This window comes from Sporolactobacillus shoreae (assembly GCF_004684935.1).
Taxonomy (GTDB): Bacteria; Bacillota; Bacilli; order Bacillales; family Sporolactobacillaceae; genus Sporolactobacillus; species Sporolactobacillus shoreae.
Genome location: NZ_SRJD01000023.1, coordinates 1 through 20,395 on the forward strand (window position 1 = coordinate 1; position 20,395 = coordinate 20,395).

Consider the following 20,395-nt stretch of genomic DNA (forward strand, 5'->3'; position numbering starts at 1 on the left):
AGGCATTACAGAGTTTTTAAACAAGGGTCAGGGTTCACCAAGGAAACGCTCTGCAATCATGAATTCGTTTACACTATTGGGTACACGCTGGCAGATAAAAATTTGCCTACAAAGACTTGACTCAATCCTGACTGCCTTATAATTTCATTAACTGATTTTTTTAGAGTTATGCTAGAATAAAAAGATAAGATAAGATTTGCAGAGTCGCAGACTCTTTAAGGGATAGGATCCATGGATCAGCATAGAACACCAGTTTTTGACGGATTACTCAAATACAGAACGGATCAGCGCTTTTCATTTCACGTACCCGGCCACAAAGATGGCCTTATTTTTCCGGAGGAGGCGGATCCGCTCTTTCGGCAGCTGCTGTCGATTGACGCGACTGAAGTAGCGGATCTGGATGAACTCTATCATCCGGCGGGAATGCTCCGGGAGGGGGAAACGCTTCTCAGTGATTACTACGGGACGCGAGCCAGCTATTTTCTAGTCAATGGATCCACCGCGGGGAACCTGACCATGGTCCTGGCCACGTGTCGTCGCGGCGATACGGTACTTGTCGCGCGTGACAGTCACAAGTCGGTGTTCAACGCTTTGAAGCTGGCAGGCGTTCGTCCGGTCTTCCTGCCTCCCGAGGTAGATCCGGCCTCGGGACTTGCGGCGGGTATTGACGTAGGCGCTTGGGACGCGGCTGTCCGCCGCTTCCCAAGGCCCAGGGCGCTGATTCTGACGTATCCGAATTATTACGGGATGGCTGCTGTTTCCACGCGAAAGCTGATAGAAAAAGCGCATGCGTGCGGCGCGTTGGTCCTTGTCGATGAAGCGCACGGTCCGCATTTCAGGCTGGGCGTTCCCGTCCCTCCAAGCACGCTTGATATGGGGGCGGATCTTGTGGTGCATTCTGCTCACAAAATGCTGCCGGCAATGACGATGGGTGCCTATCTGCATGTGAACACGGATCGGGTAACTATAGAGAAGGTGGCAGCGATGAGAGAGGCCCTGCAGACGTCGAGCCCCTCATACCCGATCATGGCATCACTCGACCTCGCGCGCCACTACTTGGCCGTCACGGGCAGCGGAAAGCTGGAAAAGTGGATCAAAAGCAGGGACCGGTTTGCGAAAGGACTGCGCAGTCTGAAAAAGATAAGGCTGATGGAAGCCATCCCCGGAAAATATCTACTCGATCCCTTTAAAATAACCATTGAACTTAAGACTGAGGAAACAGGCTTTGACTTTCAGAGACAGCTAATCGCATCGGGAATTTACCCGGAGATGGCCGATCCTCACCGCGTCCTGTTCACTCTCGGACTAACGGATCAGATCGACTTCGGACCGGCGCTGGAAGAGATTCGCAAGTGCCTTATTAAATTCCATGAGGCACCTTCCCAAGGGTTGCGGGGCACGATGTACTTTCCGGCGTTCAGCACGTTGGTGCGTCCCTACGAGGAGCTGGACTGTATGGAACGCGGGGAAACGGATCTGGATCAGGCGGAGGGGCAGATTGCAGCGGAGCATGTGATCCCTTATCCTCCGGGAGTTCCTGTCATCGTCCATGGGGAACGGATCACCAAAGAGCAGATCCATGCGGTGAAAGACTGGTTGCGTGCCGGGGCGGCATTCCAGAATGAGAGTGTGAATCAAGGAAAAATCATTACTTATCGCGCGGGAGCGTTTGAGCATGAATCATAAAGGTTTATTTGTTACATTTGAAGGACCGGACGGGTCGGGAAAGACGACGCAGATCCGGAAGCTGGCTGAAGAGCTGGAGAAGCGGGGGCTGCCTTATGTGCTGACACGGGAACCGGGCGGGACGGAAATCAGTGACAAAATCCGGGCGATTATCCTCAATCCGGATAATCTGCGGATGGCGGACAAAACTGAAATACTCTTGTACGCTGCTTCCCGGAGCCAGCATGTGGAAGAAAAAATCCAGGCGGCTTTGGAAGAGGGAAAAATCGTGCTGTGCGACCGCTTTGTCGACGCGTCGATCGCCTATCAGGGTTACGGGCTGAAGCAGCCGATTGAGATGATCAGAAACATCAACCGATTTGCGACCGGCGGACTGTCGCCGGACCGGACATACCTGTTTGATGTGTCACCCGAAACGGGACGCAGCCGGATGAAAGGGCGAAGCGGACCCGAAGCCGGCGTTACTCGGAATGCCGGAGACCTTGACCGGATCGAGCAGCGTGCTCTGGCTTATCATGTGAGAGTCAGGGAAGGATTTTTATCCCTTTACAGAGAAAACAGACAGCGTATTCTGTTGGTAAACGGTGAAAATCAGCCGGAAACGGTTTTTAATACAGTTTTGGCTGATTTCGACAGTGTTCTGAAGTTCTGGAGTGAATAAACAGACTGAAGGGGTGATTCCTTTGAAATTAGTTCTGGCGGTTATTCAGGATAAGGACAGTGGCAGATTGCAGGACGCGTTGATTGAGGCTGACTTTCATGCCACGAAAATGGCAAGCACAGGCGGTTTTCTCCGTGCTGGCAATACAACTTTTATGATTGGGACGGAAGATGAGAACGTCAATGATCTCCTTGATCTGATCAGAAGCCACTGCCAGAGCAGGACGCAGGTCATGACGCCGATAGCGTCTCTGGACGGGAATACGGACGGCTATGTCATGCATCCGATAGAAGTTGAAGTCGGCGGCGCGACGGTGTTCGTGCTGGATGTAGATCAGTTTAAACACTTTTGAAATCAGTGATCCGCGGGGAGGGATGGCGATGGGGATTAAAATCAGCCGGGAATCCGGTGTGAAGGATCCGGTACTGAAACATGAATCGTCTGCCGCCAGGCCATCGATTTCTTTTGAACGGACACTGGCGGGGCAGAGGGCATCGATGAAGATGGATGCCCTGAAAGAGCTGCTTAACAAAGTGGATGAGCAGGCGCAGATAGTTTCCGAATCCCGGACGGTTCATGATGTGCAAGTGTACAGAAAATATATCCAGGCGTTTATGGAAGAAGCAGTACGCGCGGGGCTTAAAACGGAGCAATCGCGTTCTTGGCAGCGCGGTGGCGTCCGTCAAACGCTGATTAAAGCAATCGACAAGAAATTGATCGAACTGACGAACGCTCTGCTGGATAACAATAAAGATGAGCTGGAGTTTCTGGATCGTCTGGATGAAATCAGGGGCATGTTGATCAACCTTTATATATAGAATGGCACCGGATAGATCTATTTCTAAGAATATGCAGAATGAGCGAGTGAGAACATGGCCGGTATGAATTGGGAAACTTTAACGGGTCAGCAGAAAATTGTGTCCAGGGTCCTGCGGCATGCGCTGGAGCGGCAGGAATTGGCGCATGCCTATTTGTTTGAGGGCTCCCGCGGCACCGGTAAAAGGCAAACCGCTCTGCTGCTCGCGCAAACTTTGCTCTGTGAGGCGCCGGAAAATGGCGCGCCCTGTCAGCAATGCCGCAATTGCCGCCGGATCGCTTCAGGCAATCATCCGGATGTGATCCGGATTGCGCCGGAAGAAGGCGCGGCGACGATTAAAAAAGAACAAATCGCCTATCTGATGAAGGAATTTACTTTCCATGGTGTGGAATCAGCAAAGAAAATTTTTATTATCGAGGAAGCGGAGAAGATGACGACGCAGGCTGAGAACAGTTTGCTGAAGTTTATTGAGGAGCCGCATGAAGGAACGCTCGCGCTGCTGACAACGGATCATATTCATCAGCTGCTGGATACGATTATCTCAAGATGCCAGGTGCTCACATTTTTGCCGTTGACCGATCGGGCTGTGGAATCGGCGCTGGAAGAGGCGGGTCAGCCGCATCAGCTGGCCAGGCTTGCCGCCGAGCTGACGCATGACGAGAGCGAAGCTGCCGCATTATGTGCGGATCCATGGTTTGCGGGAGCACGTGCGCAAGTGTTACAATTAGTCCTGAAATTAAGCAATTCTGCTGAGCCTGCTTTACCTTTTATTTATGAAAAATTTTCTCCCGATTTTGATAGCAATCAAAGAATGATCATTGGCCTTGACCTGCTCCTATTTTGGTATAAAGATCTGATGTCGCTTCAATTGGACCGTACGGGAGCGGTGATTTATGACGATCAGACGGACGTTCTGAGGAATCAGCTGATCCGTCTGTCCCGGGATCAGATTCTTCAGTCCATGGAGTTGATCATGAGTGCGCGGAAACAGCTTGATGCCCATGTCAACGGACTCAGTGTGCTCGAGTGGCTGGTGATCAGGTTAGGAGGTATCCGTTAAGGATGAAATATGATATAGTCGGCATTCGATTTAAAAAAGCCGGGAAAATTTATTATTTTGATCCCGATCAGTTAGCTGTCCCAAGGGATGCCCAGGTAGTCGTGGAGACGACCAGAGGTGTCGAGTGCGGAACTGTCGTCATCGGCCGGAAAACGGTGGATGAGGAGGATGTCGTGCTGCCACTGAAAAAGGTGATCCGTCTTGCCACGGAATCAGACGAATTGCAGGTCCGCAAAAACAAAGCGGATGCGGAAGCCGCGATGGATATCTGCCTTCAGAAAATCTACAGCCATCAACTGGAAATGAAGCTGGTGGATGTTGAATATACATTTGACCGGAACAAAATTATTTTTTATTTTACAGCGGACGGCCGTGTTGATTTTCGTGAACTGGTCAAGGATCTTGCTGCCGTTTTCAAAACGCGGATTGAACTGCGCCAGATTGGTGTTCGCGATGAGGCAAAGATGCTTGGCGGTATTGGCCCGTGCGGTCGCATGCTCTGCTGTTCGACCTTCCTCGGTGATTTTGAGCCGGTTTCGATTAAAATGGCGAAAGATCAGAATTTGTCGCTTAATCCGGCAAAAATATCAGGTGTCTGCGGTCGATTGATGTGCTGCCTCAAATATGAAAACGACCAATATGAATCGGCGAAGAAAGCACTCCCGGATCTGGGCGAGGAAATCAATGTGCACTACGGGTCCGGCCGGGTGGTCGGCCTGAATATCCTAGAACATCTGATTCAGATTGAATTGAAGGACCAGAACAAGGTTGTTGAATACACATTAGATGAGCTTATTGAAGAAGGGGCTATTTCTCCCGCTGAATAAGAGGTGAATGGACTTGGAGAAAAAAGATATTTTCTCACAGGTCAGTCATTTAGAAGAGCAGCTTGGCCAGATCTATGTTGACTTTGGAAATATGAAGGCCCAGCTGGCGGAACTGCTGGAAGAAAACCAGAATCTGACGCTTGAGAACCGCAATCTGAGGGAACGCATCAATGCAGATCATGCAAGCGGCAAGCCGAAGGAAGGGCCTGAAGAAAAGCCGGCTTCTTCAGCTTCGGCATCCAGTATCGGCGAGGGGTACGATAATCTCGCCAGGCTGTATAAAGAAGGTTTTCATATTTGCAATTTGCACTATGGCAGTGTCCGAAAAGACGGAGACTGTTTGTTCTGTCTGTCGTTCCTCAATAAAAAATGACAGGCGCAAGGAAGATTGGAAATGATCATCCCGCCTTTATGGGCGGGTTTTTGTTTACACAGGCTCTCACGAGAGCTGGAGAGGGGAATGAGCATGGAAGGCATCAACCGGAATGAGCGGGTCGATTACCTGTTTCATACAGATCTTAAGATCATCCAATCGGATGACCTCTTCCCTTTCTCTTTGGACTCTGTGCTCCTTGCCCGGTTTGTCTATGTGCCGATACAGCACGGCTGCCTTGTCGACCTGTGTACCGGCAATGGTGTCATTCCATTTTTGCTGTCGCAGCGAACAAAAGGTGAGATTACAGGGATTGAAATCCAGCCGGAAGTCTGCCATCTGGCGGAACGCGGCGCACTGGCGAATCATTTGGAAAGCAGGGTTCGTTTTATCTGCGGAGACGCAAAAGATTTGCCTGAAAAAATAGGCCGCCACAGCTGCGATGTGGTGACTTGCAATCCGCCTTATTTCAATAAACAGGCTGCGCGCGATCTGAAGCTGAATCCTCATCTGGCCATCGCCCGCCATGAGATTCTGATTACACTTTCGGATGTTCTGGAGACTGCTGGCAAACTACTGAAACAGGGTGGCAAGTTCGCGCTGGTGCACCGTCCGGAGCGGCTGGTTGAGATTCTCGATGGCATGCGCCAGGAGGGAATGGAGCCTAAAAGGCTGCAATTTGTTCATCCGAGAATGGGGAAACCAGCTAACATGGTGCTTGTTGAAGGCACGAGGGGCGGCCGTCCGGGAATAACTGTGTTACCGCCGATCGCCGTATATGGGCCGGACGGGCAGTACACAGAGGATGTGTGGCCTAAAAAATGAAAAATTATAGTGTTTATATTTTGGAGTGTGCGGACGGAAGCTTATATACAGGTTATGCCGCGGATGTGCACCGGAGATTCGAACTGCATTGCAGCGGCAAGGGGGCAAAGTATACGCGCAGCCACAAACCGCTCCGCATTGTTTATGAAGAGACGTTGCCTGATAAATCAACGGCACTGCAGCGGGAATGGGCCATCAAGCATCTGTCGAAACAGAAAAAAGAAGAACTGATACAAAGGAGTACTGCCGATGTGGGAACAGAAGAGCTTTCAGACGGAAGATAATCATTCAGGCACACTCTATCTTGTGCCGACACCCATCGGCAATCTGGATGACATCACATTCCGTGCGCTTGATGTGCTGAAGAAAGCGGACATTCTGGCGGCTGAAGACACGCGCCATACAATGAAGCTATGCACGCATTTCGATATTCACGTTCCGATGGTCAGTTACCACGAACACAATAAAAAGACGAGCGGAGAAAAACTGATTGCCGATCTTGAAGCGGGCAAAAATGTGGCACTTGTCACAGATGCCGGCACGCCGGGCATTTCCGATCCGGGGTCTGATCTCGCTGCTGAATGCGCTGCCCGGCAGATCAACGTTGTCCCGCTGCCCGGTCCGAATGCTGCGATTACCAGTCTGATCGCGTCCGCTCTGCCCACCGACCACTTTTTATTCTACGGCTTTCTTCCCAGGCAAAAAAAAGAGCGTGATCAGGCGCTGCAAAGTTTGAGCGAACTGTCTTTCACGCTGATTTTTTACGAGTCGCCCCATCGCGTTTCAGGGACGCTGGAGGACCTGAAAAAATTTTTCGGGAACCGGCGGGTTTCAGTGTCGCGTGAACTGACCAAACGCTATGAAACTTTTGTCCGGGGAACGGTTGAGGAAGTGATCGCTTTTCTGGATCAGGGGGAACCACCCAAGGGTGAATTCTGTCTGATCGTCGAAGGTTCTTCGGAAGAGCGGAAACAGCCGGAAGATTTATGGTGGGCGTCACTCGGTGTATCGGCGCACGTCGACTATTATGTGAACACGCGGGGGATGACATTAAAAGAGGCGATCAAGCAGGCGGCTGTCGACCGCTCTGTGCCAAAACGTGAGGTTTACCGAATCTATCATCAAATTGATGAATCCTGAAAAGTGCTTGTGAAATTCAGGACGTACTTTTAAAAGATTTGAAGAGTGGAGACAATAATTCCAGGAGCCCGATTTTACACAGATATAGGATTTCTTCCTATTCTTGACATAGATGACGGCGAACCTTATAGTTTTTTTTAGATAGCTGGAAAAATGGAAGGGCGCATTATTAAGGAGGCTGTTCAGGCTTTATGACAGAAGAGAGAAAATCGTTTTATTTAACAACGCCTATTTACTATCCAAGCGGACGTTTACATATCGGCCACGCGTACACAACGGTAGCGGGAGACGCCATGTGCCGTTATAAGAGGCTGCGCGGTTATGACGTGATGTTCCTGACCGGCACCGATGAACATGGCCAGAAGATTGAGGAAAAGGCGGAAGCCAAGGGCGTCTCGCCTATCGCCTATGTCGATGATATGGTAGCGCAAATCAAGCAGCTTTGGAAAAAGCTTGATATTTCATATGACGATTTTATACGCACGACTCAGGAGCGTCATACTAAGGTTGTTCAGAAGGTTTTCAAGCAGCTTCTGGATCAGGGTGACATTTATCTGGGTGAGTACGAAGGCTGGTACAGCATTCCGGATGAAACCTATTATACGGAATCGCAGCTTGTCGACATCGAGAAAAACGATCAGGGCGAAGTCATTGGCGGCAAAAGCCCGGATAGCGGTCACGCAGTGGAGAAGGTCAAGGAGGAATGCTATTTCTTCAAGATGAGCAAATATGCCGACCGGTTGCTCAAATATTATGAAGAACACCCCGATTTTATACAGCCTGAATCCCGGAAAAACGAAATGATCAACAACTTTATCAAACCCGGGCTGGAAGATCTGGCCGTTTCACGGACATCTTATACATGGGGAATTAAAGTTCTGAACAATCCGAAGCATGTCGTCTATGTATGGCTTGACGCGCTTATGAATTATATAACAGTGCTCGGTTACGGAACGGATCATGATGAGAGGTTCAAGCAATTCTGGCCAGCTGATGTACATTTGGTTGGTAAGGAGATTGTCCGATTCCATACCATCTACTGGCCGATCATGCTGATGGCGCTCGGCCTGCCGCTGCCGAAAAAGGTATTTGGGCACGGCTGGTTGCTGATGAAAGACGGCAAGATGTCCAAGTCAAAAGGCAATGTTGTGGATCCCGAGCCGCTGATCGACCGTTATGGGCTGGATGCTTTGCGCTACTATCTGCTTCGCGAGGTTCCGTTCGGTTCGGACGGTTTATGGACCCCTGAAGCCTTTGTCGAGCGGATCAATTTTGATCTGGCAAATGACCTTGGCAATCTGCTGAACCGGACGGTGGCAATGGTGGAGCAGTATCGCGGCGGGAAAGTTCCGGCTTATGCGGGGCAGGTTACGGTCTTTGACAAAGATCTGGAAGAAGCCTTGGCAGAGACCGTTTCAACGGTTGAAGAACAGATGGAAAATCTCCAGTTCTCCGTCGCGTTGACGGCGATCTGGAAGCTGATTGGCCAGGCCAATAAGTACATTGATGATACTCAGCCGTGGATTCTCGCAAAGGATGAAGTTAAAAAAGCGAAGCTGGATTCCGTGCTGGCGCATTTGGTCAATACAATTCGCGCGGTATCAATCCAGATTCAGCCCTTCTTCACGTCGACTCCGGCAGAAATTTTCCGCCAGTTGGGTGTAACAAATCCTGCCGATCAGGCATGGGATACGCTGAAGGACCCATCAATTAACAAGGGTGATTGGACGGTCCACAAGGCCGAGCCGATTTTCCCTCGTCTGGATATTGATGAAGAAGTGGCTTACATTAAATCGCAGATGCGCGGTGCGGCGGATGTCAAACCAAACGGCAATAAAGAGAAAAAATCAAAGGCTCAGGCCCCTGAAGAGATCGACCTGGATGCTTTTCAGAAGATTGATCTTCGCGTTGCAGAAGTGCTTAAGGTTGAAAAAGTGAAAAAAGCCGATAAACTGCTGAAGCTGCAATTGGATCTCGGCTATGAAAAACGGCAGGTTGTTTCCGGCATTGCCGAATATTACACGCCGGAAGAGCTGGTCGGGCAAAAAATAATTGTGATTGCCAACCTGAAGCCGGTCAAGCTGCGTGGCGAGATTTCTCAGGGCATGCTTCTCGCGGGTGAATCAGATGGCAAGCTGAAGGTAGCGACGGTCGCGGGATCGCTGCCGAACGGAACAAAAATTCGTTAACGATAAATATTCAGCCGTACCAAGTAATATGGGTGCGGCAGGCGGGAAGTCCTGGGCAGGTGTGAAAACCCGCGACTTCCCGCTTTTTTACTTAGTGGGGTGAAGTCAGTGCTTTTTGATACACACACGCATATCAATGATGAAGTATTTGATGAAGATTTTTCGGACGTTTTGCAGCGGGCGAGGGATTCCGACGTCGGCCGGATGATTGTTGTAGGTGTTGACCGCCCGTCTATGGAACGCGTTTTTCCGATCATCGACCGGTATGAATCCGCATACGGGGCGATCGGCTGGAATCCGGAAGATGCGGTAGATATGACGGATGAGGATCTTGAATGGATCAGAAGCAATCTGAAACATCCTAAAATCGTTGCGCTCGGTGAGATTGGCCTTGATTATCACTGGGACAAATCACCGAAGCCAGTGCAACACGCTGTTTTCCGGCGCCAGATTCGTGCCGCGAAAGAAGCGGGTCTGCCGATCATCATCCATAACCGTGAGGCTGTTGAAGATACAGAGCGCATTCTCAGAGAAGAGCATGCGGAAGCGGTCGGCGGCGTGATGCACTGTTACAGTGACGATTGGACTTGGGCGCAAAAATTTATCAACTTGAATTTTTACATCAGCTTTGGCGGGACACTGACCTTCAAAAATGCGCAGCTGCAGCGGGAAACCGCGGCCCAGGTGCCGCTTGACCGTCTGCTGATTGAAACGGATTGTCCATACCTCAGCCCGCATCCCTTCAGGGGCAAGCGTAATGAACCGGCACGGGTCCGTCTGGTCGCGGAGAAGCTGGCTGAAATTAAGAGGCTGCCCATCGAAGATATTGAGAAAATAACAACAAAGAATGCCAACCGTTGTTTTCATATCGCGTGATGTGTATCGATAAACTGAAAGTGAACATAGAACAAGGGGAAATCCAATGATCGTAAAAGAAATAATTGTCGTGGAAGGAAGAAGTGATACGGAGGCGATCCGCCACGCAGTCGATGCTGATACTATCGAAACGAACGGGTCACGTGTTAGCAGGCGGACCATTGACGCCATCCGTAATGCTCAGAGCCGTCGGGGCGTGATCGTACTGACTGATCCGGATTATCCGGGCGAAAGGATCCGGAAAATTGTCAGCCGTGAAGTTCCCGGTTGCAAACACGCCTTCATCACGAGGAAACAGGGTCAGGGCGCTGCAAATGAAAGCCTTGGAATTGAACACGCGTCACCAGCTGCAATCCGTGAAGCTCTGTCAAAGATTTATACACAGATTGATGAACCGGAGGAGCAGATTTCCCTGGAACGGCTCAGGGAATACGGGCTGCTCGGCGGTCAGGAATCCAGGGCGCTTCGCCAAAAACTGGGCGATACATTGAAAATCGGCTATACAAATGGAAAACAGCTTTATAAACGGTTGAGGATGTTTCAGATTACTCCGGAAGAACTGGAACGCGCGATGGCTTCAATAAAAGGAGGGGGTTCTGCCGGTGACTAAACGAATTTCTTCACCAAAAGTGACAAATGATGTGATTCGCCAGCATAAATTCACGTTGAAGAAGAGCCTCGGACAGAATTTTCTTGTCGACGAAAACATTCTAAGAAAGATTGTTGAAGCTGCCGGGCTGACTGAGGAAAGCCATGTGCTTGAAATCGGTCCGGGCGCCGGCGCGCTGACACAGTTTCTTGCTGAAAGCGCTCGGAGAGTCATCGCGATTGAAATTGATCAAAGGCTGGAGCCGATACTGAACGAAACGCTCCAGGGGTATGAAAATGTTTCGGTACGATTTGGCGACGTGCTCAAAATGGATCTTCAGCAGGTGATCACCGAGGAGTGCCCGCCGGACGTTCCGATTACAGTAGTCGCCAATCTTCCTTATTACGTGACGACGCCGATTTTGATGAAGCTGTTGACAGGCGATGTTCCGATACAGACGATTGTCGTAATGGTGCAAAAAGAAGTGGCGGGCAGGCTCGGGGCGGTTCCTGGTGAGAAAAGCTACGGGTCGCTGTCTATCGCTGTTCAGTATATGGCCGATCCCGAAATTATCATGACCGTGCCGAAAACGGTTTTCGTACCCCAACCCAACGTCGACTCGGCGGTCATCCGACTGAATGTGCGGCCGGATAAAAAAGTGGAAGTGGCTGATGAGGCTTTCTTCTTCCGTCTGGTGCGCGCAAGCTTCGCTCAACGCCGGAAGACGCTGGTGAATAATCTGATGAACAACCTTTTCTCAAAAGATAAAAAAGATGAAATCCTAGCTGTTCTTAATGCGGTGGGCATCGATCCGGGACGTCGGGGCGAGACGCTAACGATTCATGAGTTTGCGAAACTCAGTGACCATTTTCAGAATTTAATCAATGAACAAGAATAAGGCGGCCGCATCAGCGAGCCGCTTTTTCAAAAGGTATAAATCTGGCAATAACACAGGGTCAATGATTAGGGACCGGGTTCGCCCGGTTTTTCTTAGTTCTTTTCTGAGAAACAATGGCGGTATAACTTGGTTTTTTAAACATAGAATGGCAAGGATGGCTCTGATTTTCGGACATATCGGTGGCGCTTTCGGAAAGCGGGGGACGGAAAAATGGCGATTCAGGTGGGCGATATCGTGGCGAGAACATCCTATCATTGTGACCTGCCCTTTCGTGTCGTGAAGATTCACGCTGACGAAGAGGTGGCGGAATTGACCGGCCACGATCTCCGGCTGTTCGCGGACGCGCCTTTTGATGATCTGGTGACGGTCACTGAAGATGAACGGGAGAAATATGAAAAAATCACGAAATCCAAAGAGGCGGAATCATATAAGCTGTTCAGGCAGGATTACAAGCAAATGAGAATGAAACGGGAATATACGGCGACCAGCGGGTATCGTTCGGATGCGTCCTATTTCGAAATGCCCGGGCGCGTACTGCATATCGATGGGGATCCTTTTTATCTGAAAAAGTGCCTGATCGTTTATGAAAAGTTGAGAATCCCGGTGATCGGAAAATACATGATGGAGTCCGAGATGCCGGAAAAAGTACCGAAGCTGGTCGGACAGATTCGCCCGGATATTCTTGTATTGACCGGCCATGATGCTTTTATGAAAAATAAAGGGACATCTGAAGAAATTAAGGCGTATCGGCACTCGGGCCATTTTATTCGGACAGTGAAGGAGGTCCGGTTTCGGTGGCCAAGCCTCGATCAGATGGTCATTTTTGCCGGTGCCTGCCAATCCAATTTTGAACTACTGATCCGGGCCGGAGCCAATTTTGCCAGTTCCCCAGATCGCGTGAACATCCACGCACTGGATCCCGTCTATCTCGCGGCCAAAATCAGTTTCACTTCTTTCATGGACAGTGTGAATGTCTGGGAGGTACTACGCAACACCCTGACAGGTGCCGGCGGGCTTGGCGGTGTTGAGAGCCGCGGCATGCTGCGGACCGGATTGCCTTTCCCGTCGGAATAAGCACCCCACAAATAACGGCTGATCGATTTTTTCTTCTTCGAAAGGAATCTTACCTGGACCTCGGGCGCATACTAACAACTGGAAGCGCAAAATGGGCAAATTTTATTAGCAAAATTATTGACACGGATTATGTTTTCTTGATATAATTCAATCTATTTGCTTTTTGACGTCCATTGTGTTATATTTATAATTAAGCGAGGTGGATTGTCGAGATGGGAAAAACCATTGATGATATCAAGGGCGCTTTAGATGAACGCGTCGGCAGTCGTTTGACTCTTAAGGCAAACGGGGGCAGGCGCAAAACGATTCAACGCATTGGTGTTTTGGAAGGGACCTATCCGTCGGTATTCATCGTCCGTCTTGATAAGGATTCAAACGCGTATGACCGCGTTTCCTACAGCTACACGGATGTGCTGACAGACTCGGTGGAACTCACCTTTTTAGAGGAAATGGCAAGCGGACAGTAAAATCGGCTGCTTCTTTCCGGATGAAGACAATTAATCGACTGAGCGGATACGCGCACACTTTTTTGCTCCCAGATTCGGGAATGAAACAGCGATGCGCGTTTATGCTGTCTGAAATCCTTTTCATCAGAAATTATTCTACCACTTTTAACGAATAGAGGGAAGTCATTTGGCACAACCTATTTTTGCTCGACCATTGGAAAGGGGTTGTGCCGGTCATGTCCAGACGGAGAGGCGTCATGTCTGAATCGTTTAAAATAGAACTTGCCAAAGAGCTGGGTTTTTATGATACGGTGAAGAATGAAGGATGGGGCGGCATCCGCGCCCGCGACGCGGGGAATATGGTGCGGCGGGCCATCGAAAAGGCTGAACAGCAGCTGGCTGGCGCTGGGCAGCACAGTGATTGAGCATGAAAAAAGGGGTTTCTGCCCGACAAGGGCACGAACCCCTTTTTCTTATGCCCAGTTTCCTTTATGATGTAGAGAGTGAAGAAAAACAAGCCTTTGGTCAAGGCTGGCCTAATGCGAATGTGCCACAGACACTTTAATCCTTGAAACTTTTATATTTTCTTAAAGTGAAATAAAGCGGGGGAAACGATTGAAAGTACTTGAAAAAGCGCCGGCAAAAATAAATCTGTCTCTCGACGTGCTCGGAAAGCGCAGCGACGGTTATCATGAAGTCCGTATGGTGATGACGACGATTGATTTGGCGGACCGCGTGGAATGCAGCGAACTTCCGGATAATCAGATTATTCTTCACTCGTCCGCACCTTATGTTCCTGAAGACGAGCGAAATTTTGCATATCAGGCGGCGCAGTTGATTAAAGATAAATATGCAATCCAGAAGGGCGTTGAGATAACGATACAGAAGCGTATACCCGTTGCCGCGGGACTTGCGGGAGGCAGTAGCGATGCTGCCGCAGCTATCCGGGCACTGGACCGTCTTTGGCATCTCGGAATGACTTATGAAGAGATGCTGGAGACGGCCAGTATGATCGGCTCGGATGTCGCTTTCTGTATTAAAGGAGGGACGGCCCTCGCGACCGGGAGAGGCGAAAAAATCAGCATGTTGCCGGAACTGCCGCCCTGCTGGGTAGTGCTGGTTAAACCGGACATCTCAGTCTCGACAGGTGAGATCTATAAAGCCTGGGATCATATTGTGGCCACGCATCCTGATGTGGATGCCATGATTCACGCTATATCCGATAATGATTTTTCCACCATATGTTATTTACTTGGCAATACTCTTGAGACGGTGACGATGGAAAAAGTCGCGGAAATTGCCAGAATCAAGGAGCATATGCGGCAAATTGGGGCCGAGGGTATCCTGATGAGTGGGAGTGGTCCGACTGTTTTCGGGCTGACACAGTACGAATCACGAATGCAGAGACTTCTGAATGGAATGAAAGGATATTGCTCACAGGTCTACGCCGTACGCTTGTGCAGGCCGTTTACGCTCTTGTCTGAATACGAATAATGGAGTAGAATTATTGTAAATTATTCGGATTTGGAGGATTATCATGAAACTCAGGCGAAGCAGCAGGCTGGTGGATATGACAGGATTTCTGCTGCAGCATCCGCACCAGATCATTCCGCTTTCCTATTTTTCCGATCGGTACGAGTCTGCAAAATCCTCAATCAGCGAAGATCTGACCATTATTAAAGAAAATTTTGAATCCCAGGGAGTGGGGAGACTTCAGACATTAGCCGGTGCCGCCGGAGGAGTCAGCTATCTGCCCTGCATGGGCTGCGCGGAAGCCGGCCGCCTGCTCGCGAATCTGAAAGAACAAATGACGGACGCGGGTCGCCTGCTTCCGGGCGGCTATTTATACATGACGGATATTCTCGGAAGACCGGAGCTGGTTAACTCGATCGGCCGCCTGATTGCCTCGGTTTATGCTGATGATCAAATCGACGCGATTATGACCATGGAGACAAAGGGTATTCCGCTGGCTTATGCGGTGGCGTCCCAGTGTAGTGTTCCGGTTGTTGTTGTTCGCCGGAGCAGCAAAGTGACCGAGGGGTCGACAGTGAGCATCAATTACATCTCCGGTTCGTCACGAAGAATCCAGACCATGGTTCTGCCAAGAAGGAGCCTGAAGGAGAATGCCCGTGTCCTGATTGTCGACGATTTTATGAAAGCCGGCGGAACGATGAAGGGCATGATGAATCTGATCAAGGAATTTGGCGCGACGGTCGCGGGAATGGCTGTGTTCGTTGAAAAGAAGGATGAGCAGCACAAACTGGTCGACCACTATGTTTCATTATTAAAGCTGTCGATTGTGGAACAGGAAGACCGGTTGTTCATGGAGGAAGGCAATGTCGTCGACTATATGCGGAGCAGGGAGGCCGAGAGGGAACACGTATGAAAAACGCGTTTCCGGATATAATCTGCTTTTTTCATGTAAGAGGAAAATAGAAAATATTTGAATGGCCCGCCGCGGATTGCAGGAATTCACCCGTTCATGTTGAAACCTCTATTATGGGGATTTGCATTTCATGAAAAGGGCGGTGTCTGAATGATGGAAATTACGGATGTCAGGCTGCGGCTTGTCCATACGGATGGCCGGATGAGGGCGATTGCTTCAATCACGGTTGACAGAGAATTTGTTGTGCATGATATCCGTGTTATTGACGGAAATAACGGACTCTTTGTGGCTATGCCAAGTAAAAGGACTCCTGACGGTGAATTCAGAGATATCGCGCATCCGATCACACCGGGAACACGTGAAAAAATACAGGCCGCCGTGCTTGACGAATATCAGCGGGCTTGTGCGGTGGATCCATCCTTTGCTGAACAGGCAGGCGCATCATGAACAGAAATACGATTTCAGACAGGGACCAATCGAATTGGTTCCTGTTCTTTTTAAGGAAATTTATGACCGGAAACAGCCTGCTCCCAAATCGTTGAGAAACAGCCTTACTCGGCCTCGGATAACCTGTCAGTCCTTCTTGAAAAAGGGTGCTATTTAGGCTATAGTCTAAAAAGGATGCTAAGGTTCAATGGGGGTTTATCATGTCAACTCGGTATGCGATTGTTCTGGCCGCCGGCAAGGGAACCAGAATGAAATCCGAATTATATAAAGTGCTGCATCAGATTTGCGGGAAACCAATGATCCGCCACGTGATCGATGAGATCGGGCAGGCACAGTTTTCAAAAACGTTTGTGGTTGTCGGCCACGGGGCTGAAGACGTCCGTTCCTGTGTCGGTGAAGATGCCGAGTGTATTCTGCAGAAGGAGCAGCTTGGAACTGCACATGCAGTTCTTCAGGCTTCGCGGCAGCTCGGCGGGTTGGACGGGACAACGATTGTACTTTGCGGCGATGCACCGCTGATTACTCATGAAACAATAGAGAAATTGGTTGATTTTCAGGAGCGGCAGCACGCAGATGCCGCCGTTCTGACTGCGACACTGGACAATCCCGCGGGTTACGGCCGGGTGATTCGGTCCGAGTCCGGAAGCCTTGCTAAAATAGTTGAGGATAAAGATGCCACGGCTGAAGAAAAAAGGGTCAGAGAGATCAATGCAGGAGTTTACAGCTTCAACAACCGTCTGTTGTTTGAGTTGCTCGGCAAAGTGGGTAATGATAACGCTCAGGGAGAATATTACCTGCCCGATGTGATCGCCCTTCTTGTGAAAGCTTCACGGAAGGTTCTTGCCCTTAAGACAGAACATTTTGAAGAGACTGTGGGCGTGAACAATCGCATACAGCTTGCAGCCGCTGAAAAATACATGAGAGCACGAATCAACAGAAAGCATATGGAACAGGGTGTTACACTGATCGATCCAGACACAACCTACCTGTCTGCCGACTGTTCGATTGGCAGTGACACAGTCATTTATCCGGGGACAGTGGTTAAGGGCCATACACAAATTGGCAGTGGTTGCACTGTCGGACCGCACACCGAAATTATTGACTGCGAGATAGGTTCCGGAACACAGGTTGACCAGTCTGTCCTAGAAGATAGCTGGATAGGCAATGACGTACAAATAGGGCCGTTCGCACATATCCGCCCGCTTTCGAAGATTCACAATGAAGCGAAAATCGGTAATTTTGTTGAAGTGAAGAAGTCGGAAATCGGGAGCCGTAGCAAAGCCTCCCATCTCACTTATCTCGGGGATGCAACCCTTGGGGAAGATGTGAACATGGGGTGCGGTACAATTACAGTGAACTATGATGGAAAAAATAAATTCGCGACAAAAATAGGAAATGGCGCATTTATCGGATGCAATGCCAATCTGGTGGCACCGGTGACGATCGGGGACGGTGCTTTCGTGGCCGCAGGATCAACAATCACCGAATCCGTAAATGCGGACGCACTTGCCATTGCCCGGTCACGGCAGACCAACAAAGAGAAATATGCACTTAAGCTGAATTACAGGACAAACAATTAACTGGAGGGAACCATCAGGATGGTCAGCTATTTAGATCCTAATTTGAAAGTATTCAGTCTCAATTCCAACCCCGACCTTGCCGGGCAGATCGCCGAGCATATCGGAATCAAACTTGGTAAATGCATTGTTTCATCGTTCAGTGACGGTGAAATTCAGATCAGCATTGAGGAGAGTATCCGTGGCAGCGAGGTTTATGTCATTCAATCGACCTGTGAGCCTGTCAATCAGCATCTGATGGAACTCCTGATTATGATCGACGCACTGAAGAGAGCCTCGGCAAAAACGATAAATGTCGTGATCCCATATTACGGCTACGCAAGACAGGACCGCAAGGCTAGGGCCAGGGAACCGATCACAGCAAAGCTTGTTGCCAATCTCCTCGAGACGGCCGGAGCAACCAGACTGCTTTCGATGGACCTTCACGCGCCGCAAATTCAGGGGTTTTTTGACATTCCGGTTGACCAGCTGCTGGGTGTTCCGACACTGTCTGAGTATTTCTTAAGCAAAAAAATTGACGACGTTGTCATCGTTTCTCCGGATCATGGCGGCGTGACCCGCGCAAGAAAAATGGCAGACCGTCTGAAGGCTCCAATCGCGATCATTGACAAACGGCGCCCGCGCCCGAATGTGGCTGAAGTGATGAATATCATCGGCGATATTCAGGGTAAAACAGCAATCATCATTGATGATATTATCGATACGGCGGGAACAATCACTCTGGCGGCGAACGCACTGGTTGAGCGCGGCGCCAAAAAGGTGTATGCTTGCTGTACGCACCCTGTTTTATCGGGACCTGCCATCGAACGGATCCAGGCGTCTGCAATCAGCGAACTGGTAGTGACTAATACGATCCCGCTTCCTGAAGAAAAGAAAATCGACAAGATTGTTCAATTGTCTGTTGCCCCGCTCATTGGTGAAGCGATCATTCGCATTCATGAAAAACTTTCGGTCAGCCGCTTGTTTAACTGATCTTATTTTTGCGAATGGGGACTGTTGCCGGTCAGGGTACGGCTTTGTCATCAGCTAAGTTAAGCTGAATAAAATAATACATTTAAGGTGTTCGAAAGGATGTGCAAGAGATGGCAACATTAAATGCGGCCATTCGCGATGATTCAAAAAAATCAATCGCAAAGAAACTAAGACGTGAAGGTCAGATCCCTTCAGTTGTTTATGGCAAGACAGCGACAAATGAATCCATTGCTGTTAATGCCGGCGAAATAAACAAGATGTTCCGTGACGAGGGCAGAAATGCAATTATTACACTGAACATTGACGACAAGAAAAAGTATACAGTGATGGCTCATGAACTCCAGTTCAACAACCTCAAAGGAACGATTCAGCATATCGATTTTCTTCAGATCAATATGAATGAAGCGATCGATGCGGTTGTGCCTGTAGTTCTGAAGGGCGCTGAAATCGTAGAAGTGGGCGAAGTGGTTGTCAATAATCAGTTGTCCGAACTGACGGTTAATGCACTGCCTGCCAACCTGCCGAACTCGATTGAAATTGATGTGTCCAAGCTTACTGTAGGCGACAGTATCCGTATCAGCGATATTGCCCCAGAAGCCGACTATAAGATTCTCGGCGAGCCCGAAGAAGTCGTTGTTTCTGTTTCCTATAGCGGAAAGAGTGCCGAAGAAGAACCGGCAGCTTCTGAGGAAGAAGCGGCGGCTAAAACGGATAAGCCTGCGGAATAAGGTTTTTACGGCAAAAAATGAAACGGGGCGTAACGATCTGAGTTACGTCTTTTTTCATATCATCAGGAAGAAATCTGGAACCGAATGAGTGAACCGGCCGGACGATTAAGCCGCCAAACACGATTTTACAGATCCCCGAATTTTTCGATCATCGTATTCTGGGGAAAGTGAGGAAAAAACTTTGAAAATCATTATCGGACTAGGCAACCCCGGTTCTGAGTATGCGCATACAAGGCATAACATAGGATTTGAAGTCATTGATGAACTGGCGGCCAGACATCATATCGACCTGAACCGCACCAAATTCAATGCCCTTTTCGGGAAGGGACTAATAGATGGGCAGGAAGTATTGCTGGTGAAACCACTGACCTATATGAACGCTTCCGGAGAGGCTGCAGGACCGCTGGTACATTTCTATAAACTGACTCCGGATGACGTTCTTGCTATCCATGATGATATGGATTTACCGGTTGGCAGGATCAGGCTGAGGCAGAAGGGCAGCTCAGGCGGCCACAATGGGGTCAAATCTCTGATTCAGCATCTTCATACGCAGGAATTCGCCAGAATCAGAGTGGGTGTCGGGCATCCGGAAAGGTCCCGTCAGGTAGTCATTAATTATGTATTGAATGGTTTTACAGAAGAGGAGAAAACGCTGATCGCTGACGCCATCGACCGTGCCTCAGAAGCAGCGGCTGCGTGGCTGACCCTACCTTTTCCGAAAGTGATGAGCGAGTATAATGCGAATAAGTGAATTAGAGCATGGAAATAATCAGAACAGAAATCATGCGGGAGCTTTGGCGGTCAGCCAAGGCGTTTTTCGGTTT

General features: G+C 49.5%; 24 protein-coding genes. All 24 read left to right on the forward strand.

Going from position 1 to position 20,395, the window contains the following annotated elements; translation table 11 throughout:
- The first annotated feature begins 231 nt into the window (after positions 1–231).
- The 24 genes from E4665_RS15045 (at position 232) to pth (ending at position 20,322) form a co-directional block, all read left to right on the forward strand.
- The gene (locus tag E4665_RS15045) at positions 232–1,686 is read left to right on the forward strand and encodes an aminotransferase class I/II-fold pyridoxal phosphate-dependent enzyme (protein ID WP_135349623.1); all 1,455 of its coding nucleotides are present in this window, start codon (positions 232–234) and stop codon (positions 1,684–1,686) included.
- Positions 1,676–2,347 carry a dTMP kinase gene (gene tmk, locus E4665_RS15050; RefSeq protein ID WP_135349624.1) on the forward strand — a complete coding sequence of 224 codons (672 nt, stop codon included), beginning with the start codon at positions 1,676–1,678 and terminating at the stop codon, positions 2,345–2,347. Before E4665_RS15045 ends, tmk begins: the two co-directional genes overlap by 11 nt.
- 22 nt (positions 2,348–2,369) lie before the next feature.
- Complete coding sequence (locus E4665_RS15055; RefSeq protein WP_135349625.1) at positions 2,370–2,699, forward strand: cyclic-di-AMP receptor; 330 nt, start codon at positions 2,370–2,372, stop codon at positions 2,697–2,699.
- Positions 2,700–2,727: 28 nt separating this feature from the next.
- Positions 2,728–3,165 carry a YaaR family protein gene (locus E4665_RS15060; RefSeq protein ID WP_135349626.1) on the forward strand — a complete coding sequence of 146 codons (438 nt, stop codon included), beginning with the start codon at positions 2,728–2,730 and terminating at the stop codon, positions 3,163–3,165.
- A 54-nt stretch (positions 3,166–3,219) separates the two neighbouring features.
- Positions 3,220–4,224, forward strand: a complete 1,005-nt coding sequence (gene holB / locus E4665_RS15065) for a DNA polymerase III subunit delta' (RefSeq protein ID WP_241654897.1) — start codon at positions 3,220–3,222, stop codon at positions 4,222–4,224.
- Positions 4,225–4,226: 2 nt separating this feature from the next.
- Positions 4,227–5,051 carry a PSP1 domain-containing protein gene (locus E4665_RS15070; protein ID WP_135349627.1) on the forward strand — a complete coding sequence of 275 codons (825 nt, stop codon included), beginning with the start codon at positions 4,227–4,229 and terminating at the stop codon, positions 5,049–5,051.
- Positions 5,052–5,064: 13 nt separating this feature from the next.
- Positions 5,065–5,424: a DNA replication initiation control protein YabA gene (gene yabA / locus E4665_RS15075; protein WP_135349628.1), complete on the forward strand. Its 360-nt coding sequence runs from the start codon at positions 5,065–5,067 to the stop codon at positions 5,422–5,424.
- A 93-nt stretch (positions 5,425–5,517) separates the two neighbouring features.
- Positions 5,518–6,249, forward strand: coding sequence for a tRNA1(Val) (adenine(37)-N6)-methyltransferase (locus E4665_RS15080; protein ID WP_135349629.1), 732 nt, complete (start codon positions 5,518–5,520; stop codon positions 6,247–6,249).
- Positions 6,246–6,533, forward strand: a complete 288-nt coding sequence (locus tag E4665_RS15085) for a GIY-YIG nuclease family protein (protein WP_135349630.1) — start codon at positions 6,246–6,248, stop codon at positions 6,531–6,533. The genes E4665_RS15080 and E4665_RS15085 overlap by 4 nt, the downstream gene beginning before the upstream one ends.
- A complete protein-coding gene (gene rsmI, locus E4665_RS15090) occupies positions 6,499–7,389 on the forward strand; it encodes a 16S rRNA (cytidine(1402)-2'-O)-methyltransferase (RefSeq protein ID WP_135349631.1) in 891 nt (296 codons plus the stop codon). Before E4665_RS15085 ends, rsmI begins: the two co-directional genes overlap by 35 nt.
- A gap of 191 nt (positions 7,390–7,580) precedes the next feature.
- Positions 7,581–9,578: a methionine--tRNA ligase gene (metG, locus tag E4665_RS15095; protein WP_135349632.1), complete on the forward strand. Its 1,998-nt coding sequence runs from the start codon at positions 7,581–7,583 to the stop codon at positions 9,576–9,578.
- A gap of 108 nt (positions 9,579–9,686) precedes the next feature.
- Positions 9,687–10,454, forward strand: a complete 768-nt coding sequence (locus E4665_RS15100) for a TatD family hydrolase (RefSeq protein ID WP_135349633.1) — start codon at positions 9,687–9,689, stop codon at positions 10,452–10,454.
- Between the two features lie 46 nt (positions 10,455–10,500).
- Positions 10,501–11,064, forward strand: a complete 564-nt coding sequence (rnmV, locus tag E4665_RS15105; RefSeq protein WP_135349634.1) for a ribonuclease M5 — start codon at positions 10,501–10,503, stop codon at positions 11,062–11,064.
- Entirely contained in the window at positions 11,057–11,941 is an 885-nt protein-coding gene (gene rsmA, locus E4665_RS15110) for a 16S rRNA (adenine(1518)-N(6)/adenine(1519)-N(6))-dimethyltransferase RsmA (RefSeq protein ID WP_135349635.1), read from the forward strand. The genes rnmV and rsmA overlap by 8 nt, the downstream gene beginning before the upstream one ends.
- Before the next feature lie 210 nt (positions 11,942–12,151).
- A complete protein-coding gene (yabG, locus tag E4665_RS15115; protein WP_135349636.1) occupies positions 12,152–13,015 on the forward strand; it encodes a sporulation peptidase YabG in 864 nt (287 codons plus the stop codon).
- Positions 13,016–13,227: 212 nt separating this feature from the next.
- Positions 13,228–13,482, forward strand: a complete 255-nt coding sequence (locus E4665_RS15120; protein WP_135349637.1) for a Veg family protein — start codon at positions 13,228–13,230, stop codon at positions 13,480–13,482.
- A gap of 215 nt (positions 13,483–13,697) precedes the next feature.
- Positions 13,698–13,886, forward strand: coding sequence for a small, acid-soluble spore protein, alpha/beta type (locus E4665_RS15125; protein ID WP_135349638.1), 189 nt, complete (start codon positions 13,698–13,700; stop codon positions 13,884–13,886).
- A gap of 190 nt (positions 13,887–14,076) precedes the next feature.
- Positions 14,077–14,955, forward strand: coding sequence for a 4-(cytidine 5'-diphospho)-2-C-methyl-D-erythritol kinase (gene ispE, locus E4665_RS15130; protein WP_135349639.1), 879 nt, complete (start codon positions 14,077–14,079; stop codon positions 14,953–14,955).
- Positions 14,956–14,998: 43 nt separating this feature from the next.
- The gene (purR, locus tag E4665_RS15135) at positions 14,999–15,847 is read left to right on the forward strand and encodes a pur operon repressor (RefSeq protein WP_135349640.1); all 849 of its coding nucleotides are present in this window, start codon (positions 14,999–15,001) and stop codon (positions 15,845–15,847) included.
- Positions 15,848–16,000: 153 nt separating this feature from the next.
- Positions 16,001–16,294: a septation regulator SpoVG gene (gene spoVG / locus E4665_RS15140; protein WP_135349667.1), complete on the forward strand. Its 294-nt coding sequence runs from the start codon at positions 16,001–16,003 to the stop codon at positions 16,292–16,294.
- Between the two features lie 200 nt (positions 16,295–16,494).
- Positions 16,495–17,874, forward strand: a complete 1,380-nt coding sequence (gene glmU / locus E4665_RS15145) for a bifunctional UDP-N-acetylglucosamine diphosphorylase/glucosamine-1-phosphate N-acetyltransferase GlmU (protein WP_135349641.1) — start codon at positions 16,495–16,497, stop codon at positions 17,872–17,874.
- 18 nt (positions 17,875–17,892) lie between these two features.
- The gene (locus tag E4665_RS15150) at positions 17,893–18,843 is read left to right on the forward strand and encodes a ribose-phosphate diphosphokinase (RefSeq protein WP_135349642.1); all 951 of its coding nucleotides are present in this window, start codon (positions 17,893–17,895) and stop codon (positions 18,841–18,843) included.
- 110 nt (positions 18,844–18,953) lie between these two features.
- The gene (locus E4665_RS15155; RefSeq protein ID WP_135349643.1) at positions 18,954–19,571 is read left to right on the forward strand and encodes a 50S ribosomal protein L25/general stress protein Ctc; all 618 of its coding nucleotides are present in this window, start codon (positions 18,954–18,956) and stop codon (positions 19,569–19,571) included.
- Positions 19,572–19,752: 181 nt separating this feature from the next.
- Positions 19,753–20,322, forward strand: coding sequence for an aminoacyl-tRNA hydrolase (gene pth / locus E4665_RS15160; RefSeq protein ID WP_135349644.1), 570 nt, complete (start codon positions 19,753–19,755; stop codon positions 20,320–20,322).
- The last annotated feature ends 73 nt before the right edge of the window (positions 20,323–20,395 follow it).

Bases quoted from the DNA above. Each gene is read 5' to 3' on its own strand.
- E4665_RS15045 (WP_135349623.1), top strand. From the start codon at position 232: ATGGATCAGCATAGAACACCAGTTTTTGACGGATTACTCAAATACAGA.
- tmk (WP_135349624.1), top strand. From the start codon at position 1,676: ATGAATCATAAAGGTTTATTTGTTACATTTGAAGGACCGGACGGGTCG.
- E4665_RS15060 (WP_135349626.1), top strand. From the start codon at position 2,728: ATGGGGATTAAAATCAGCCGGGAATCCGGTGTGAAGGATCCGGTACTG.
- holB (WP_241654897.1), top strand. From the start codon at position 3,220: ATGGCCGGTATGAATTGGGAAACTTTAACGGGTCAGCAGAAAATTGTG.
- E4665_RS15070 (WP_135349627.1), top strand. From the start codon at position 4,227: ATGAAATATGATATAGTCGGCATTCGATTTAAAAAAGCCGGGAAAATT.
- E4665_RS15080 (WP_135349629.1), top strand. From the start codon at position 5,518: ATGGAAGGCATCAACCGGAATGAGCGGGTCGATTACCTGTTTCATACA.
- E4665_RS15085 (WP_135349630.1), top strand. From the start codon at position 6,246: ATGAAAAATTATAGTGTTTATATTTTGGAGTGTGCGGACGGAAGCTTA.
- rsmI (WP_135349631.1), top strand. From the start codon at position 6,499: ATGTGGGAACAGAAGAGCTTTCAGACGGAAGATAATCATTCAGGCACA.
- metG (WP_135349632.1), top strand. From the start codon at position 7,581: ATGACAGAAGAGAGAAAATCGTTTTATTTAACAACGCCTATTTACTAT.
- rnmV (WP_135349634.1), top strand. From the start codon at position 10,501: ATGATCGTAAAAGAAATAATTGTCGTGGAAGGAAGAAGTGATACGGAG.
- yabG (WP_135349636.1), top strand. From the start codon at position 12,152: ATGGCGATTCAGGTGGGCGATATCGTGGCGAGAACATCCTATCATTGT.
- E4665_RS15120 (WP_135349637.1), top strand. From the start codon at position 13,228: ATGGGAAAAACCATTGATGATATCAAGGGCGCTTTAGATGAACGCGTC.
- E4665_RS15125 (WP_135349638.1), top strand. From the start codon at position 13,698: ATGTCCAGACGGAGAGGCGTCATGTCTGAATCGTTTAAAATAGAACTT.
- purR (WP_135349640.1), top strand. From the start codon at position 14,999: ATGAAACTCAGGCGAAGCAGCAGGCTGGTGGATATGACAGGATTTCTG.
- spoVG (WP_135349667.1), top strand. From the start codon at position 16,001: ATGGAAATTACGGATGTCAGGCTGCGGCTTGTCCATACGGATGGCCGG.
- glmU (WP_135349641.1), top strand. From the start codon at position 16,495: ATGTCAACTCGGTATGCGATTGTTCTGGCCGCCGGCAAGGGAACCAGA.
- E4665_RS15150 (WP_135349642.1), top strand. From the start codon at position 17,893: ATGGTCAGCTATTTAGATCCTAATTTGAAAGTATTCAGTCTCAATTCC.
- E4665_RS15155 (WP_135349643.1), top strand. From the start codon at position 18,954: ATGGCAACATTAAATGCGGCCATTCGCGATGATTCAAAAAAATCAATC.